Genomic DNA, 16,146 nt, shown 5'->3' with positions numbered 1-16,146 from the left:
ATCGCCCCGTGTCGATCGGACTGCCGCCAATTTTGGAGTCTTATTGGTGGAAAACCCTACTAAATTCGGCAGACATCAAAGCCTGTCTTGCTTTTGCCGCAGACCATGAGAAAACTGATCCGCCTTGACTACTTTCAACGACAGGGTTCTTTTTTTCTCACTACTTGCTCAAACCTGAAATCCTGACCTAAACCAACCAGGATTATTTGCAGTTATAATTACGCTTATTAGTACAAAACATTGCTTTATGGACTACCACGACATCATCACAATTGAACCGGGAAAACGCAGTGGCAAACCATGTATTCGGGGAATGCGAATCACCGTCTACGATATCTTAGAATATCTCGCCGGTGGCATGACGGAAGCAGAAATTCTCGAAGATTTTTCAGAATTAACTTCGGCAGACATCAAAGCCTGCCTTGCTTTTGCCGCCGATCGTGAAAAAAAGTTATTTGTGGCATCCCTGTGAAACTGCTATTCGACGAAAACCTCTCCGACCGAATTCTTCAGAGAATTATCGGTTTGTATCCCGATTCTGTTCATGTCAAAACCCTAGGACTGACAAATACTGATGATGCAGAAATCTGGGAATATGCAAAGACCAATGACTTTGTGATTGTTTCCAAAGATTCTGACTTTTATCAACGGAGTTTACTTTACGACCATCCTCCCAAATTTATTTATCTCCGTGTTTGCAATTGCTCAACATCTAAAATTGTTCAAATTCTGCGAGAGTAAATCGACATCATTAGTCAGTTTGGAGATAGAGAATCAGAGAGTATACTGGTATTGTCGTAGCATAAAACCAAAAAAGCAAAGACTGAGGACATATCAACTTAAGGAGTTTACAGGAGTGAATAAAATATCCAGCAAGTTAAGCTAATATAAAGTTGTTGATTTCTGCTCAATAATCCACTGAAAATGATGAAAGAAGACACCATTAACATCGTTGGTTTTCATGGACATATTTACTTCGGCGCTGATAATCGCGATGCCGCAGCGCGTGTACGAGAAGGATTGACTCAGTTTGACGTGCAGCTTGGGCGTTGGCATGACAAACCCATTGGCCCCCACCCCCAAGCAATGTATCAAGTTGCATTTTTACCAGACCAGTTTGGCAAAGTGGTTCCCTGGTTAATGCTGAATCGTGAGGGGCTCAATATTCTCATTCACCCTGAAACAGGCGACGATGTGGCAGACCACACGAAACATTCTTTGTGGCTAGGAGAGAAGCTAGAGTTGAATATCGAATTTCTGCGACCTAGGACAGGTAACGCCAGCTTATGATCGATCCGCGCGCAAGGCGAGGGCGTTTCTCTAGACTGACTTATCGCTGATAATAGATAATTAGCCGTCAATTTGAGACATAGTGCGGCTGTAATTTCCTGTATTTACTAATAATAGTTATAATATCCTTAACACATGACTGAATAAATGTATGAAAATTAGAGCAATCATCCATCCCGCAGAAGAAGGTGGCTATTGGGCTGAAGTTCCCGCACTTCCTGGGTGCATTACCGAAGGAGATACTATGGAAGAAGTGATGGCTAATTTAAAAGATGCGATTGAAGGTTGGCTCGATGTTGCTAATAGTCGTGAAGCAATTGCCTCCACAGATAAAATTGTTGAAATTGCTGTATGAAATCTATTTCAGGAAAGCGACTGTGCAAAATAGTAGAGCAGAAAGGTTGGGTTTTGAAAAGAGTTACTGGCAGTCATCATATCTATGAAAACGCCGAAATAGAACAAATTTTGTCAATTCCAGTTCACCGGAATCAAGATTTGAAAGTTGGAACCTTAAGAGCCTTGATGAAAATAGCCCAGCTATCTGAGGAAGATTTACAAAGTTTGTCTTAACTATAATGTATTTTGAGAGCGATCGACGAAGGGCAGTTCACCCACCGATTTGAGACATGGTGCGGCTGTAATTTCCCTGAGTAGTTCCCGAATCTCGCTGCTTGAAATTAATCTCCGGTTTAATATTCAATATCTGCTGCACTCGATCGCGCAATTCGCCTGTAGACACCCCATCCCGTAAAGCAGTTTTTAAGTCAATTTGACCAGTTTCGTTCAGCAGACAAGGCCGCAGCCACCCGTCAGCAGACAAACGCATCCGGTTGCAGCGATCGCAAAAACACTCGGACATTTGGCTGATAAATCCTAACGTGCCCTTCGCCCCCGGAATTTGAAACACATCCGCCGGCCCATTTCCGCGCACTCCCGACTCAGCTAATCCATATTTGTCGCTAATTTGTTGCCGCAATTCTGCTGATGCTACCCAACCTTTATCGCCAAATAAATCCCCATTGCCGATCGGCATAAACTCAATAAATCGAACGTGCCAATTCCGGTTAATTGTTAACGCCGCTAAATCCAATATTTCGCTGTCATTCACACCGGGAATTACCACAACATTCAGTTTTAGCGGGTCGAATCCTGCTTGATAAGCCGCTTGAATTCCCTCCCACACCTGCGTCCATCGCGATCGTCCCCGACTGCCAATTATTTTATCAAAAGTCTCCGGTTCCAAGGAATCCAAACTAATATTAATCCGGCGCAAACCAGCATTGTATAGATTTTCCGCCATTCCCGCCAACAAAAAGCCATTAGTTGTCATTGACAAATCTCGCGTTTCCGGCATTGAGGCGATCGACCTTACCAATTCCACCACCCCAGGCCGCAGCAGGGGTTCCCCACCCGTCAACCGAAACTTAGTAAATCCCACGGGTATAAAAACTTCCTGCAGCAGAGTTAGCAATTCCGAGTGAGTTAACAACTGCTGCTGCAATACATAGTCCAACTCGCTACCTTCCGGCATACAGTAGAGACAGCGGAAGTTGCAGCGGTCTATCAAGCTAATCCGAAGGTAGTCTACGGTATCCATGTCAATAGTTTGTAATATTATTTAATTATAAATGCTGACTCGATTTTCTGCAATTATTGATAGAGAGCAATAAACCTGCATCAATTTCTTTTCACCTTCCCCCTCCTCTCTTCCTGGGCGCCCTCTGCGCCCTCTGCGGTTAATAAAAAAAATCTCATTCACAACTCAAATAAACTTGCTAACTATATGTTCTTTGAATTTGAAGCTGATTTTGTGGAAGCTTTGCGCTGCATCCCCATGCAAGTACGTCTCAAGTTAGATACTTGTGGCATTAAATTAAAGTTGCAGGATTGGAATCATTTTAACCAAGCAGAACGTCAAATGCTTGTAGAGAAACCTTGCTTGACACCAGCAGAAATTATTGATTACCGAGAAAAGCTAAATCAAATATTAATTCAACAGACAGGCAAACCGGGAACAGATTTGGCGGTTGATGAAAATCCCCCGTGGATGGATGCTGCAACTGTACCGGAGTCGGTTTCTGCAAAAGCGCAAGAGCTCGGCGTGACAATTTCTTTGGCCCAGTGGGCGAGTTTGCAGCCACTACAGCGATTTGCTTTGATTAAGCTTAGTCGATCGAGCCACGAGAATAAAAACTTTCTCCCCGCTGTTCGAGAGTTTCAACTTATTGAATAAGTATATGGTAAAAAGTTTGTAGCCAGCGCGAGCAATCACTCAATGTAGGTTGTTGGTTGGGAGCGATTTATTTACCATATCGCCTCATTTTCAGCGAGAATATAACTTTTAAGTAGCATTTACTTTCAAGACACCATGTCTAACAATCCTCAGTTTTTTGATCCACTGCCCTACTGGGCTTTCAACAATCCATCAGCAGGAAGTGCCATCAGCCCATTTAGCCCAGTTAGGTTCACTTACTTTCATTTAGAAGACTTTGAAGACGGCGCTTTAAATACACCGGGTGTTACTGTTTCTGAGTTTGCCACAACAAATATTGCAACAACCTTCAGCGACTCGGTGGACGGCGATGACGGTGTTATTGATGGTCAGGCCAGAGGAAACAGCAGCAGCTTATTCTCGAATTTGAGGACTAGCAGCTTTACCTTCAACTTTTCCGCTAATGCACTTGGGGGTCAATTACCAACCCATGCTGGAATTGTCTGGACGGATATTGGCAGGAATGGTGGCGGCACACCCCGGTCTGGCGACCTGCTAAATAACACGTTATTTGAGGCGTTTGGACCATCGGGAGAATCTCTGGGGGTTATCGGTCCCTTTTCGCTGGGTGATGAGAGTATTTCGCGTACAACCTCAGAAGATAGATTCTTTGGAGTCGTCAATCAAAACGGGATCTCATCAATTCGATTGTCGATGCCCGGTAAAAATAACTGGGAAGTCGATCATCTTCAATATGGTTTCACACCTGGAACCATTTCTCCTTCCCCCTTGGGCCCCAATGACCTCTTCTTCAACCTCTCCACCAATGCCGATAACTTTACCATCGATCCAGCTCTAGTCGGCAATCTATTGGTTCAAGGTTTAGATGGTAACGACTTGATCCAAGGGTCGCCATCGGCCGATCGGGTAAATGGCAATGCCGGCAACGATACTATACTAGGAGGCGACGGCAACGATACGCTCTGGGGCGGTCGCGATAACGATCGCATCGAGGGCAACGCCGGCAATGACAATATCGCTGGAAACCTCGGAAATGATACGATCTCTGGCGGTTCGGGTGACGACCTCATACGTGGCGGACAAAACAACGATGTGCTCGTTGGAGGAGAAGGTAACGACCAATTGGTAGGTGACTTAGGTAGAGATATTCTGACAGGTGAAGCTGGAAACGATCTGTTTGTACTGCGGGTGAATGCAGCCGCCTCCAATGTATCTGAAGCCGATGTTATTACGGATTTTACGGCGGGTCAAGATGCGATCGCCCTCACCAACGGACTTGCATTTGCAGGAATTGCCTTAGATGCTTCGGGTAGCAATACAGCGATTCGGATTGTGGCTACCGGACAAATTTTAGGGGTTGTTACCGGAGTCCAACCTGCTGCTCTAAGCGCAGCCAATTTTACGACGTTGAATGGGGACTTTTAACTGTTATCAGTTATAGCAATCCTCAAGCTGAATGCGGTGAAGTAGTTTTCTGAAGACGACTGCAAGAAGACTAAAAATTATAGGATTTCAGTCGGTTTTTAACCGACTTGTGCTATGAGACAGGGAATTAATTCCCTGTCGGTCTTCTGGACAATCCGACAGCCCGACAGCCCGACAGTCCGACAATCCGACAGTCCGACAGTCCGACAGGGGGTTGCAAACCCCTGTCTCATAGTGAAAGTCGTCGGTCGCCGACTAAAAATGATGATGCGTTCAGTCGGTTCTGCCTGGTAACGCAGATAGGCGAGAAGAGCCTCCAATTTACCCTTCGCCACGCGAGGCAGAGCAAGAGTGACATCGGTTCCCAGGCTCTTCCTAGAAACCAGTAAAGTAAAAAATATGATTAATTTTATTTTAAGTATTGTTACCGCAGCGTGGTATTATTTTTCTGAGTTTGCAAAGCACTCGCCTGCTACCTGCATTAGTTTCTGAGCTTCGTGAACACGCAAAACACACCCACCGAACCCACACCAGCAACCGAGGATATTCCTCAAGCTGGCACAGTCTCAACTGTCTCGACAGTCTCGTCCGAGACAACGAATCCCATGCAAGACTTTTATCGCCTCCAACAAGAGTTGTTGGCGTACACCCTTGCTTTTACGGCGATTATTTTTATCTCCGTTTGGATTTTTTACTCCCTCAATATTGCCCTGAATTATTTGCTTGGGGCGAGTACAGGTGTGGTTTACTTAAAGATGTTGGCTAGAGACGTTGAACGAATCGGCAGCCAAAATCAACGCATCAGCAAGACAAGGCTCGGTCTGTTTTTCGCGGTGATGATAGTAGGAACACAGTGGAATCAGCTACAGATTTTACCGATATTTTTGGGATTTCTGACTTACAAAGCTGCGCTGATGGTTTACGTGATCAGAAGTGCATTAGCACTAGACTACAGGTAGGTCAGGCAAGAAGAGCAAAACTCAACTCATCGATTTGTATGGGGAAGCCCGTTGAATGGCAATGCTTGACGTTCTAAACACCTTTAATCGTTTCCCCCTCGCCAAATTGGAAGTTGGCCAGCAGTTGTACTGGCAACTCGGCAATCTGAAAGTGCACGGGCAGGTTTTTCTAACCTCGTGGTTTGTAATTGCCGTTTTAGTCATAGTTTCGATTTTAGGAACCAGCAAAATCCAGCGAATTCCCAGCGGAATGCAAAATTTTATGGAGTATGCGCTGGAATTTATTCGGGACTTGGCTAAAAACCAAATTGGGGAAAAAGAATATCGCCCTTGGGTACCGTTTATTGGTACATTATTTCTGTTCATCTTTGTGTCAAACTGGTCTGGCGCTCTAATTCCGTGGAAGCTAATTAAGCTGCCATCAGGTGAATTGGGAGCTCCTACCGCTGACATCAACACGACGGTAGCATTTGCACTGCTGACTTCTCTAGCATATTTTTATGCAGGTCTCAGCAAAAGCGGCTTGGGGTATTTCGCCCACTATGTTGAACCGGTGCCTTTCATGTTGCCGTTCAAAATCATAGAAGATTTCACTAAGCCTCTGTCCCTGAGTTTCCGTTTGTTTGGCAACATTCTTGCGGACGAATTGGTGGTCGGAGTGCTAGTGTTGCTAGTGCCTTTATTTGTTCCTCTGCCAGTGATGGTTCTGGGACTATTTACGAGTGCAATTCAAGCTTTGATTTTTGCTACCTTAGCCGCCGCCTACATTGGTGAAGCTCTAGAAGGCGGTCACGGCGAAGAACACCACGATTAACTAACGATAAACGGCGAAGCATGAGGGAGGAAAAAATAAATTTCTGAACTTAAACTTTATGCCGTAAAATCGGACAATTCTCTAGACTTTCTGTTCTCAATTTTGTACTTTAGATAAGGAAAATCATCATGGACTCAACAGTTGCTGCCGCTTCCGTAATTGCCGCCGCTTTGGCAGTAGGTTTAGCCGCAATCGGCCCTGGCATTGGTCAAGGAAATGCAGCAGGTCAGGCTGTAGAAGGGATTGCCCGTCAGCCGGAAGCAGAAGGTAAAATTCGCGGCACCTTGCTGTTGAGTTTGGCGTTCATGGAAGCGCTCACAATTTACGGTTTGGTCGTAGCCCTAGTGCTGCTGTTTGCCAACCCCTTCGCATAATAATTTGAAATTTTAGATTTGAGGTTTTGGCGATTCTAATCCAAAATCTCAAATCTAAAATCAATTAAGCGAATTAGATGGAAGCCGTCAAAAAATCATGATGCACTGGACAGTATTACTAGCAGTTGAAGAAGCGGCTAAGGAAGGGGGACTGTTTGATATAGATGCTACGCTGCCTCTGATGGCGGTGCAGTTTTTAATTCTAGTCGCAGTCTTGAATGTAATTTTTTACAAGCCGCTCAGCAAGTCAATTGACGATCGCGCCGATTACATTCGCAACACTCAAGTCTCCGCTCAAGAACGCTTGGCAAAAGCTCAGCAACTAGCGCAGCAGTACGAGCAAAAACTGGGAGAAACTCGCAAACAGTCTCAATCAGTAATTGCTGCTGCTCAAGCTGATGCCCAAAAAATTGGGGCAGCAAAAGTAGCTGAGGCTCAACAAGAAGCTCAAGTCGCGCGAGAAAAGGCTGGGCAAGAAATAGAGCAGCAAAAGCAAGAAGCAATGCGCTCACTAGAACAACAAGTAGACGCGCTCAGCGGCCAAATTCTCGAAAAGCTATTAGGGCAGTCGTTGGCCAAATAGCGAGACCGAAGAGTTTTAGATTTTTGATAGAATCTCAAATCTAAAATCGCTTCACCCAATCTGCACGCGCAATTATGGAAGAGTATCATGGGGACTGTTTTATTGCTAGCCACAGAAGCTAGCGGCGAAGGTGGTTTCGGTTTAAATTTCGATATTTTAGAAACCAACCTGATTAACCTGGTCATTATTATTGCAGTGCTGTTTTATTTCGGGCGCGGATTTGTAGGTAAAATCCTGACAGAGAGGCGTTCGGCCATCCAAGAGGCGATTCAAGAAGCAGAAAAACGCCAAAAAGATGCAGCAGCAGCTCTAGCAGAGCAACAGCAAAAATTGACTCAAGCGCAAGCAGAAGCCGAACGAATTCGTGCCGCTGCTGAAGAAACTGCCAAGAAAGCAAAAGAAGCAATTCTAGCTCAGGCAGCGCAAGACGTTGAACGCATGAGAGCAACAGCAGGTCAAGAGTTGGAAGCGGAGCGGGAAAGAGCGATCGCCCAACTGCGATCGGCGGTTGTATCTCTGGCATTAGCAAAGGTGGAAAGCCAGCTAAAAACTAGCTTGGACGACAGCGCTCAACACCAATTAATCGATCGCAGCATTGCGTTACTGGGAGGCTAAAACGTGAGTACAGTCAGCACAGAAGTCTTACAGCCTTACGCATCTGCCTTGATGTCACTGGCTGGGTCCAACAATCTCTCAGAAAAGTTCGGCGAAGATATTCGTTCCTTGCTGAGCCTGCTAGAAGGTTCGGAAGACTTGCGTCAATTTTTAGGCAATCCGCTGGTAAAACCGGATGCTAAAAAAGCCGTGATTCAGCAAATAGCGGGTGAAGAAATGAGCCCCTTGATGCACAGCTTTCTGAAGCTATTAGTAGACAAAGGAAGAATTCTTTTTTTAGAAGGAATTGGCAAACAATACTTGGCAAGGCTCCGAGAACTAAACCAAACAGTATTGGCTGAAGTTACATCGGCAGTCCCGCTTTCAGACGCTCAACAGCAGACTGTTCGCGAGAAAGTGCAGGCGATGACCAGCGCTAGTCAAGTAGAAATTGAAACCAAAATAGACGCAGATTTAATCGGCGGTGTGGTAATCAAAGTAGGCTCTCAAGTAATTGATGCCAGCCTGCGGGGACAATTGCGCCGTCTAGGAATTCGCTTGAATTCCTGAGAGTTAATAGCTGATGACTATTAGCTAATTTAATTAGCAGTTAACGGTTGGTAGTTTTGAACAACTGATAACTGACAACTGACAACAAACAACTGACAAAAAACAACTGACATGGCAGCAATCAGACCTGACGAAATTAGCAGCATTATTCGCCAGCAAATTGAACAGTACGACCAAGATGTAAAAGTCTCTAACGTCGGTACTGTTCTGCAAGTAGGCGACGGCATTGCTCGGATTTATGGCTTGGATAAAGCCATGTCTGGGGAATTGCTAGAATTTGCCGACGGCACCGTGGGTATTGCACTGAACCTCGAACAAGATAACGTCGGTGCAGTGTTGATGGGCCAAGGCCTCGGCATTCAAGAAGGTTCGGCAGTTACTGCTACTGGCAGAATTGCTGAAGTCCCCGTTGGTGAAGCAATGTTGGGACGGGTAGTTGATGCTTTGGCCCGTCCGATTGACGGCAAAGGAGAAATTAAAACTACTGAATCTCGCTTGATTGAATCTCCGGCACCGGGGATTGTTTCTCGCCGTTCTGTTTACGAACCCATGCAAACAGGAATTACCGCTATTGATGCGATGATTCCGGTGGGAAGAGGACAGCGGGAACTGATTATCGGTGACAGACAAACCGGTAAAACTGCGATCGCGATCGACACGATTATTAACCAAAAATCGGAAAACGTGATCTGCGTTTACGTAGCGATCGGTCAAAAAGCTTCTACAGTCGCTAACATCGTCAACGTCCTGCAAGAAAAGGGCGCGATGGACTACACGATCGTAGTAGCAGCCAACGCTAGCGACCCCGCAACCCTGCAATACTTGGCCCCCTACACAGGTGCTAGCTTAGCCGAGTATTTCATGTACAAAGGCAAGCACACTTTGGTCATTTACGATGACCTTTCCAAACAAGCACAAGCTTACCGCCAAATGTCCTTGTTGCTGCGCCGTCCTCCCGGTCGCGAAGCTTATCCCGGAGACGTGTTTTACCTGCACTCTCGCTTGCTAGAACGCGCTGCTAAATTGAGCGACGATTTGGGCGAAGGCAGCATGACTGCTTTGCCAATTATCGAAACCCAAGCTGGTGACGTTTCTGCTTACATTCCGACGAACGTAATTTCGATTACCGACGGTCAAATCTTCCTTTCTTCTGACTTGTTTAACGCTGGTTTGCGTCCTGCTGTAAACCCCGGTATTTCGGTATCGCGGGTAGGTTCGGCGGCTCAAACTAAGGCTATGAAAAAAGTAGCCGGTAAGGTGAAATTGGAATTGGCACAGTTTGAAGAACTGGCAGCATTTTCTCAGTTTGCTTCTGACTTGGATAAAGCTACTCAGAATCAATTGTCGCGCGGTCAGCGCTTGCGGGAACTGTTGAAACAGCCCCAAAGTTCGCCTCTGCCGATGAACGAACAAGTGGCTGTAATCTATGCCGGTATTAACGGCTATATGGATGACATCCCAGTGGAAAAAGTCAGCAAGTTTACTGTTGGTTTGCGCGACTATTTGCGGACTAGCAAGCCGAAGTACGGCGAAATTGTTCAAGGCGGAAAAGCTTTGACTGATGAAGCTGAGAAGCTGCTGAAAGAAGGCATCACTGAATTTAAGCAAAGTTTCTTAGTTTCTGCGTAATTAGCACGAAATCTGTAGGGACACGGCAATACCCCTTGGTATCAACTTAAGGTAAAACCCACAGTCCGGCAGGGGTTGAAACCCCTGCCTCAAAGCGAAAGTCCTCTTAAGAGGACTGAAACCCAGAAGAATAATTTTTCAACTCATTAGTCCTCTTTTAGAGGACTTTAGCTATTAGACAGGGGTTTCAACCCCTGGCGGACTAGCGGGTAAGCGGAAAGACTGGCGGACTCAAAGCTTAAGTTGACACTAATGGGCTCTTGGAGTATCCCTACTACCGCTGAGAACTCAGAATAAAGGCTAAGAAAAAAGGAGAAAGTTATGGCAAATCTGAAAACTATTCGCGATCGCATTAAGTCGGTCAAGAACACTAAAAAGATTACAGAAGCAATGCGCTTGGTGGCCGCTGCAAAGGTGCGCCGCGCTCAAGAACAGGTGACTGCTACTCGGCCTTTTGCCGATCGACTGGCAGAGGTATTGTACGGTTTGGCGGAACGCTTGCAGTTTGAAAACCTGGATTTGCCGCTGCTGAAAAAACGCGAAGTGCGATCGGTGGGACTGTTGGTAGTTTCGGGCGATCGGGGTTTGTGCGGCGGCTACAACAGCAACATCATCAGATACGCCGAAAATCGGGCTAAGGAAATCAAAGCTGAAGGCTTAGACTACAAATACGTGTTGGTAGGACGCAAAGCTACTCAGTATTTCCAGCGCCGCGAACAGCCGATTGATGCTACTTACGCTAACTTGGAACAGATTCCCACAGCACCGGAAGCAGCCATGATTGCGGACGAATTGTTGTCGCTATTCCTGTCAGGAACTGTGGACAGAGTTGAGTTAATTTACACCAAGTTTGTGTCGCTAATTAGTTCGCGTCCGGTAATTCAAACTTTGCTGCCCCTCGATCCCCAAGGTTTGGAAACTCCCGATGATGAAATCTTCCGCTTGACATCGCAAGGCGGACAGTTTCAAGTATCGCGCGAAAAGGTTTCTGCACCTACTAAGAAGAGTTTGCCCCGCGACATGATTTTCGAGCAAGATCCGGCGCAAATTCTGGATGCTCTTTTGCCCTTGTATTTGAACAACCAATTGCTGCGGGCTTTGCAAGAGTCTGCTGCTAGCGAGTTGGCGGCGCGGATGACGGCGATGAACAATGCTAGTGAGAATGCTAGCGATTTGATCGGTAGTTTGACGCTGACTTATAACAAGGCGCGGCAAGCGGCAATTACTCAGGAAATCCTGGAAGTTTGCGGCGGTGCTGAGGCTTTGAATGGTTAGGTTAGGGTTGATAATTTGTTAATTTTATGCTATGCGTCTGGGGGAACTCAGGCGCTTTTTTTAGTGAAAATACAAAAAAATTCGACGATCTAAACTTAGCTTGATATATCCCACATTCCGCACCGAGACAGTCACAATCGGTTTTTTCGGGAGTCGGATCGAAAATTAAGTTTTTTTTATACAAAGATACCGCTCGCTCGTGGCAACGATCGGCAGTTTCAAGCGATCGAATAACCAAAATTCGTAGTGTGCCAGTTGGGGGTGCGGAATGTGGGATATATGGTGGCAATAATTTACCTGTTCATTAGTTGAGAAATATGGATGGTAAGATCGGGAAAAGCAAGGGGTTCAATGGTGCCAGTTCGGAAAGTATTTCGCTGCTGGTAAAAATCGCCTTCCGGGAAGCGAAACACAATTAATTGTCGATCGCGCAGGTTAACAACCCAATATTCTTGAATTTCGGCGGCTGCATAAATCTTGCTTTTTTCCTCTAAGTCTTTACTCAAACTGGAATCAGCATATTCAATCAGCCAAAAAATGTTTTCTGGATATGGGTGATGTTCCAGGTAGATATCGTTGAGAGGTTGAACGACGGCAATATCGGGTTCTGGTTCTGAGTTATTTGGCAGAGTAATCGGTCTGGCTTCGCGAATTTGGGCTCTCGTAGATAATGCGACTCGCAATCGGTTGGCAAATCGATCGCTAAAATAAGTATGGGCCGTTCCTTCGGGTACCATTTCGACTATTACTCCATTTAGTAATTCAACTTTGCGATCGTTTAAAATGCCGGCTTCGATCATTTTATGGTAGTGATTTATTGTCCATTTTGCTGTAGTTAATGTCATCGCGATCGCTCCTTGCTTATATCTCACTATGACTTTTTGCTGAAGTAACTTATTTTAGGCGATATACTCATGTTATATCGGATTTTTTACGTTCTTCTAACCAGGGCTGAAAAGAATTTTGACTTTCTCCAGATGGTTTACCGAGAATAATATTTTTTATGCTAATGTCTTCGTCAATATCAGGCTAGTGGATTCCATCATTTCCACCAATAAATCGCCAATTATTGCGTTCGTTTGGTGTGCTATGCAATAGCCGAGGATACCAAGCTAAAGGAACAGAAATAGTACGACCATCGGATAGATCGACTGTTAGCGCGTCGTCTGTAACAACTACGTTTTGTGCTTGGGGGATTTCTAGCAACTCAACCATTAAAGAAGTCATTCCAACGCGCTAATAACTGCGATCGACTATTCCTGCACAATCTCATACAAATCTTCGATCAACAAATCAAAAGTCCTAGCCAACTTGTGCAAGGCTGTCACGTCAACTGTTGCTAATCCAGGCGATCGGGCATAAGTTCTCAGCTTGCTGTAGACTACGCCCGATCGCTCTGAAACCTCTTTGATCGTCCAGCCTTTCTCGGCAGCCAACTCTCGAACCCGCAACTTAATTAATCCCATAACCTCTTGACAAGTGATTGAGATAAGTCATCCGATTGTACTGTAAAAAGCGATCAACTACTCTTTGACGACCTCAACCAAATCTTCCACCATCACGTCAAAAGTACGTGCCAACTTCAGCAGACAAGTAAAATCAACCATTGCCATTCCCGGAGAACGTGAATAGGTGCTGAGTGTGCTGTAAATGACTCCCGATCGCTCAGAAACCTCTTTGATCGTCCAGCCTTTCTCAGCAGCAAATTCTTTAACCCGCAATCTAATTAAACCCATTGACAAAAAAACTAGATTTACTCTGGGATAAAATTTTATCGTAAAAAGCGATCGCTCACTCCTGCACAATTTCCACTAAGTCTTCAATCATTACATCAAAGGTGCGAGCCAATTTGTGTATAGAAATAAAGTCAATGGTTGACACTCCCGGACAGCGGGCGTAGTGTCTGACGGTGCTGTAAATTACTCCCGATCGTTCTGAAACTTCTTTCAGCGTCCAGCCTTTCTCGCTAGCTAGTTCTCTGACTTTTAACCTGACTAAACCCATACTTGACAAATGATGGTACACCATCATAGGATGGTTTTATCGTAAAAAGCGATCGCCCCCAGGTCTGGAAAACTAAAAAGCGATCGCCTATCCAAATTCAATCCCTTTACAAAAGTTTGTACTCTTTACAAAGGATTTGCTTAAAATCATGTTAACAAAATTTTCGCGAAAATCAACCCCCAGACACAGATTGAGCCGGTTTGTGACGAAAGAGGCGATCGCGCGGCTGCTGAAAATCAACGTAGAACAAATATATCGCTTCGAGTGCTGGGCGCATATCCTGTACGTGCACGCCAAAGGCATGAGTCGGTTTGTGAGTTATGCCGACTTTCCGCCAGTTTTGGGAGTGGAATCGCCCTCTGGTTTAGATTTTGGTTATTGGAAGCGCCGTTGGGCGAGTCAGAAACAGAGACACGCGCCGGATTTTTGGGTGGATTTCTATGCGGCGAGATTTCAGAAAGCTGTTTGTGTTTCTGAATTGTTGGAGTGGGGGGAAATGGTGGGGGTGATTAAATTGATGTTGGGGGCGATCGCCCTGGAGTCGCTGCGAAAGGTTTACGCACAAGAGAAATCTCTACTGGAACATTTCTAAATACTAAATGATTAACGATCAGGATTTTCTGCACGGTGCAGCGTTCTTAAGATTAATTAACTCTGGCTCTAGGATTAGTATCACCCATGCCTCTGGAATACATCAGTCAATATACTTAGTTGAAAGTGATAGCAGTAAGTCAGCTATTCTCTTCAAAGTTTCTAAGAAAGCTACTTCTGCATGGTCTTTCACTTTGAGCGCTCAGGAAAAATCTGCTCTAGCTACTGTGTATGACAAGTATCCTGACTTTTCGGCATTTATCGCGCTAGTTTGTCACAAAGACGGTATCTGCTGTATAGCGGAAGAGCGATTGTGGAGTATAGTTGATAAAAATGCAGATATTAGTGTTCAACACATATCCGTGTCTAGGCGACCTCATGGAAGTTATCATGTAAGTGGCCCCGGCAGGCAGCAGATGAATCAGACTGTACCTCAGAATGATTGGCCTCGCGTAGTTTTGTAAAATAAAAAAACCGCCATGAGTAAGATTCCTATTAAAAATGATGGCTATTGTATCAACAGGTTTCTTGACAGGATTAAGAGCAAACTTGGAAACACAGAAGCAGAGCAGTTAAAGCAAGCTGCTGTTGAAATTGTTCAAAATTGCGTTGATATTTACTCAACAACATTTGGCTGTGGTGATGTTGGTGATCAAGGAACAGGTATTGTTAGTAATCATTATAAAGGCCAAATACCTAATGGTACTACTGGACTAATTTATGGCAAAGTCCAAAGCGGCAAAACTAATACTACCATTGCTACGCTGGCACTTGCTGAAGCTAATAAGTTCCGTTGCTTCATTGTATTAACATCTGATAATACATGGCTCGGCAAACAAACAGCAGATCGTTTCGCTAATCAGATAAAAGGTGGCCCAGTTGTTTTTAATTGGGAACAATGGAGAAACGATCCCCTAGAATTTGCTAATCAACTGCACGACTATATCAATGATACTGGTGTTGTCTTAGTATCCACAAAAAATGTGCGTCACCTTGATAACTTGCTTAAGGTTCTCAAGTCGGCTAAAGCCCGTAGTGTACCCACTCTGATCTTTGATGATGAGGCTGACAATGCTAGTCTAAATACCAACCAAGCCAAGCAAGCTAAGAAGGAAAAAAATACGGTTCCTGATAGTAAGATTTTTGAAATTATCGCCCAAATTAGGCAAAGAGTTGCTAATCACATATATTTACAAATTACAGCTACTCCTCAAAGCTTGTTGCTGCAAAATCTCGATCACCCCTGTAAACCAGCCTTTTGCGTACTCTCTAAACCAGGAAATAATTATATAGGAGGAGACATTTTTTTTGAAGCAAATAGCAAACACTGCTGTACAATACAAGCCGAAGAACTGGATAAGTTAAAAAAACAGGGAGGAAAAATTAACCCTGGAGATAATTGGGATATGCCGCCAGGGCTGAGATTAGCTTTGTGCTGTTTTTTCGTGGGTTCGATATACAAAATGAAATCAGCAACAGATATAGATGCTAAGTATTCTTTTCTAGCTCATATTGACCACAAGCGGATTACTCACAGCACCTTGGAAAAGGTTATTCGCAGCTTTGTTGTAGAGCTTGACAAGGCTCTGCGATCTAAATCATCTGTCACAAAGCGAGAGGATGCACTCAAGTGGTTAAGTGAAGCTCATGCGAAGTTAAGCAAAACAGCTTCTAACTTACCACCTCTCAATGACCTTGTTGTGGAGCTACAGTATCAGTTACGAAATACTATAGCAATCCTAAATGATTTTCTCTATCTAGATCAATCCTAAATGATTTTCTCTGTGTAAGTATATTGACGTATT

At 44.8% G+C, this 16,146-nt stretch carries 23 protein-coding genes; 17 read left to right on the top strand and 6 right to left on the bottom strand.

Going from position 1 to position 16,146, the window contains the following annotated elements; genetic code table 11:
- Positions 1–247: 247 nt before the first annotated feature.
- The 5 genes from QUB44_RS18665 (at position 248) to QUB44_RS18645 (ending at position 1,860) form a co-directional block, all read left to right on the top strand.
- Positions 248–472: a DUF433 domain-containing protein gene (locus QUB44_RS18665; protein WP_106332354.1), complete on the top strand. Its 225-nt coding sequence runs from the start codon at positions 248–250 to the stop codon at positions 470–472.
- Positions 469–741: a DUF5615 family PIN-like protein gene (locus QUB44_RS18660; RefSeq protein WP_333369789.1), complete on the top strand. Its 273-nt coding sequence runs from the start codon at positions 469–471 to the stop codon at positions 739–741. Before QUB44_RS18665 ends, QUB44_RS18660 begins: the two co-directional genes overlap by 4 nt.
- 183 nt (positions 742–924) lie before the next feature.
- On the top strand, positions 925–1,290 hold the full coding sequence (locus tag QUB44_RS18655; RefSeq protein ID WP_333369788.1) for a DOPA 4,5-dioxygenase family protein: 366 nt from the start codon (positions 925–927) through the stop codon (positions 1,288–1,290).
- A 151-nt stretch (positions 1,291–1,441) separates the two neighbouring features.
- Positions 1,442–1,645 (top strand): type II toxin-antitoxin system HicB family antitoxin, encoded by a 204-nt coding sequence (locus QUB44_RS18650; RefSeq protein WP_193972043.1) that lies wholly within the window; start codon positions 1,442–1,444, stop codon positions 1,643–1,645.
- Positions 1,642–1,860 carry a type II toxin-antitoxin system HicA family toxin gene (locus tag QUB44_RS18645; RefSeq protein ID WP_333369787.1) on the top strand — a complete coding sequence of 73 codons (219 nt, stop codon included), beginning with the start codon at positions 1,642–1,644 and terminating at the stop codon, positions 1,858–1,860. The genes QUB44_RS18650 and QUB44_RS18645 overlap by 4 nt, the downstream gene beginning before the upstream one ends.
- A gap of 37 nt (positions 1,861–1,897) precedes the next feature.
- Here QUB44_RS18645 and moaA read toward each other — a convergent pair whose 3' ends face one another.
- Entirely contained in the window at positions 1,898–2,887 is a 990-nt protein-coding gene (gene moaA, locus QUB44_RS18640) for a GTP 3',8-cyclase MoaA (protein ID WP_333369786.1), read from the bottom strand.
- 186 nt (positions 2,888–3,073) lie between these two features.
- Between moaA and QUB44_RS18635 the strand changes: the two genes are divergently transcribed.
- The 10 genes from QUB44_RS18635 to QUB44_RS18590 all read left to right on the top strand — a co-directional run bounded on the left by QUB44_RS18635 (position 3,074) and on the right by QUB44_RS18590 (position 11,746).
- The gene (locus tag QUB44_RS18635) at positions 3,074–3,523 is read left to right on the top strand and encodes a nitrate reductase associated protein (protein ID WP_333369785.1); all 450 of its coding nucleotides are present in this window, start codon (positions 3,074–3,076) and stop codon (positions 3,521–3,523) included.
- Positions 3,524–3,658: 135 nt separating this feature from the next.
- Positions 3,659–4,948 carry a hypothetical protein gene (locus QUB44_RS18630; RefSeq protein WP_333369784.1) on the top strand — a complete coding sequence of 430 codons (1,290 nt, stop codon included), beginning with the start codon at positions 3,659–3,661 and terminating at the stop codon, positions 4,946–4,948.
- A 497-nt stretch (positions 4,949–5,445) separates the two neighbouring features.
- Positions 5,446–5,907, top strand: a complete 462-nt coding sequence (locus QUB44_RS18625) for an ATP synthase subunit I (RefSeq protein WP_333102792.1) — start codon at positions 5,446–5,448, stop codon at positions 5,905–5,907.
- Between the two features lie 55 nt (positions 5,908–5,962).
- Positions 5,963–6,721: a F0F1 ATP synthase subunit A gene (atpB, locus tag QUB44_RS18620; protein ID WP_333369783.1), complete on the top strand. Its 759-nt coding sequence runs from the start codon at positions 5,963–5,965 to the stop codon at positions 6,719–6,721.
- Positions 6,722–6,849: 128 nt separating this feature from the next.
- The gene (atpE, locus tag QUB44_RS18615) at positions 6,850–7,095 is read left to right on the top strand and encodes an ATP synthase F0 subunit C (protein WP_242717122.1); all 246 of its coding nucleotides are present in this window, start codon (positions 6,850–6,852) and stop codon (positions 7,093–7,095) included.
- A gap of 97 nt (positions 7,096–7,192) precedes the next feature.
- On the top strand, positions 7,193–7,678 hold the full coding sequence (locus tag QUB44_RS18610; protein ID WP_006631106.1) for a F0F1 ATP synthase subunit B': 486 nt from the start codon (positions 7,193–7,195) through the stop codon (positions 7,676–7,678).
- An 87-nt stretch (positions 7,679–7,765) separates the two neighbouring features.
- Positions 7,766–8,293: a F0F1 ATP synthase subunit B gene (locus QUB44_RS18605; protein ID WP_190740265.1), complete on the top strand. Its 528-nt coding sequence runs from the start codon at positions 7,766–7,768 to the stop codon at positions 8,291–8,293.
- Positions 8,294–8,296: 3 nt separating this feature from the next.
- Positions 8,297–8,842 carry an ATP synthase F1 subunit delta gene (gene atpH / locus QUB44_RS18600; RefSeq protein ID WP_333369782.1) on the top strand — a complete coding sequence of 182 codons (546 nt, stop codon included), beginning with the start codon at positions 8,297–8,299 and terminating at the stop codon, positions 8,840–8,842.
- 111 nt (positions 8,843–8,953) lie between these two features.
- On the top strand, positions 8,954–10,471 hold the full coding sequence (gene atpA / locus QUB44_RS18595; RefSeq protein WP_333369781.1) for a F0F1 ATP synthase subunit alpha: 1,518 nt from the start codon (positions 8,954–8,956) through the stop codon (positions 10,469–10,471).
- A 321-nt stretch (positions 10,472–10,792) separates the two neighbouring features.
- Positions 10,793–11,746 (top strand): F0F1 ATP synthase subunit gamma, encoded by a 954-nt coding sequence (locus QUB44_RS18590; RefSeq protein WP_333168390.1) that lies wholly within the window; start codon positions 10,793–10,795, stop codon positions 11,744–11,746.
- 293 nt (positions 11,747–12,039) lie between these two features.
- Here QUB44_RS18590 and QUB44_RS18585 read toward each other — a convergent pair whose 3' ends face one another.
- The 5 genes from QUB44_RS18585 to QUB44_RS18565 form a co-directional block, all read right to left on the bottom strand.
- Positions 12,040–12,618, bottom strand: a complete 579-nt coding sequence (locus tag QUB44_RS18585; RefSeq protein WP_333369780.1) for a Uma2 family endonuclease — start codon at positions 12,616–12,618, stop codon at positions 12,040–12,042.
- Between the two features lie 157 nt (positions 12,619–12,775).
- A complete protein-coding gene (locus QUB44_RS18580) occupies positions 12,776–12,973 on the bottom strand; it encodes a DUF2442 domain-containing protein (RefSeq protein ID WP_333369779.1) in 198 nt (65 codons plus the stop codon).
- A 26-nt stretch (positions 12,974–12,999) separates the two neighbouring features.
- Positions 13,000–13,212: a helix-turn-helix transcriptional regulator gene (locus QUB44_RS18575; protein ID WP_333369778.1), complete on the bottom strand. Its 213-nt coding sequence runs from the start codon at positions 13,210–13,212 to the stop codon at positions 13,000–13,002.
- Positions 13,213–13,269: 57 nt separating this feature from the next.
- Positions 13,270–13,482, bottom strand: coding sequence for a helix-turn-helix domain-containing protein (locus tag QUB44_RS18570; protein WP_194009260.1), 213 nt, complete (start codon positions 13,480–13,482; stop codon positions 13,270–13,272).
- Between the two features lie 55 nt (positions 13,483–13,537).
- Positions 13,538–13,750 (bottom strand): helix-turn-helix domain-containing protein, encoded by a 213-nt coding sequence (locus QUB44_RS18565; RefSeq protein ID WP_190735550.1) that lies wholly within the window; start codon positions 13,748–13,750, stop codon positions 13,538–13,540.
- A 148-nt stretch (positions 13,751–13,898) separates the two neighbouring features.
- Here QUB44_RS18565 and QUB44_RS18560 point away from each other — a divergent pair, with 148 nt between their 5' ends.
- The gene (locus QUB44_RS18560; protein ID WP_333369777.1) at positions 13,899–14,342 is read left to right on the top strand and encodes a hypothetical protein; all 444 of its coding nucleotides are present in this window, start codon (positions 13,899–13,901) and stop codon (positions 14,340–14,342) included.
- 478 nt (positions 14,343–14,820) lie between these two features.
- Positions 14,821–16,113, top strand: a complete 1,293-nt coding sequence (locus tag QUB44_RS18555; protein ID WP_333369776.1) for a Z1 domain-containing protein — start codon at positions 14,821–14,823, stop codon at positions 16,111–16,113.
- The last annotated feature ends 33 nt before the right edge of the window (positions 16,114–16,146 follow it).

The sequence above is a fragment of the Microcoleus sp. AT3-D2 genome (assembly GCF_036705715.1).
GTDB lineage: Bacteria > Cyanobacteriota > Cyanobacteriia > Cyanobacteriales > Microcoleaceae > Microcoleus.
This window is presented reverse-complemented; position numbering and strand designations above follow the sequence as displayed.